Source organism: Bacteroides mediterraneensis (assembly GCF_900128455.1).
Lineage (GTDB): Bacteria > Bacteroidota > Bacteroidia > Bacteroidales > Bacteroidaceae > Phocaeicola > Phocaeicola mediterraneensis.
Genome location: NZ_LT635788.1, coordinates 1 through 829 on the forward strand (window position 1 = coordinate 1; position 829 = coordinate 829).

General features: G+C 46.4%; 1 rRNA gene. It reads right to left on the reverse strand.

The features are described from left to right. Positions 1-389: ribosomal RNA gene (locus BQ7480_RS17335) — 16S ribosomal RNA — on the reverse strand; the annotation flags it as partial. Positions 390-829: the final 440 nt, after the last annotated feature.

The following is an 829-nucleotide window of genomic DNA, read 5'->3' on the forward strand; positions in this document are numbered from 1 at the left end:
CTCGCGCCCATTGACCAATATTCCTCACTGCTGCCTCCCGTAGGAGTTTGGACCGTGTCTCAGTTCCAATGTGGGGGACCTTCCTCTCAGAACCCCTATCCATCGTCGACTAGGTGGGCCGTTACCCCGCCTACTATCTAATGGAACGCATCCCCATCGCTTACCGATGAATCTTTAATCTTATTTGCATGTGCGCTTAAGATACCATCGGGTATTAATCTTTCTTTCGAAAGGCTATCCCCGAGTAAGCGGAAGGTTGGATACGCGTTACTCACCCGTGCGCCGGTCGCCATCAAACTTAGCAAGCTAAGTTCATGCTGCCCCTCGACTTGCATGTGTTAAGCCTGTAGCTAGCGTTCATCCTGAGCCAGGATCAAACTCTTCATTGTAAAATATTTTTCACTCTTTCGAGCATTGTTGTCTCTGTTTCAGGAAACCGATTTCTCTATATCCTTTTCAGGTTATTGACGGTTCTTGTTTCATCCCATATATACATTATATATAAGACTACTTCTTGTACTACATCTTCGTTTGTTTATCTAAAGTCTTTCAAAGAACTATCTTTCTTTCGTGCTCCCGTTTCAGCGGGAAAGCGTTTGCAAAGGTAAGGCGTTTTTTCTTTCCCTCCAAATTTTTCCGAAAGTTTTTTTCGAAAAAGTTTCTCGGGATGACCTCGCGGGGCTTATCCGTTTCTCGCTCCCTTGCCGTCTTGCAAGGTAAGATACTCGGGTGCAGCGCCTTTGAAAGTCTGCCTCTCTTTACCAGTCTGTCATTCTCAGCGGCTCTCCCTCTCGAAAGCGGTTGCAAAGGTACGCACTTTTTCCGCTCC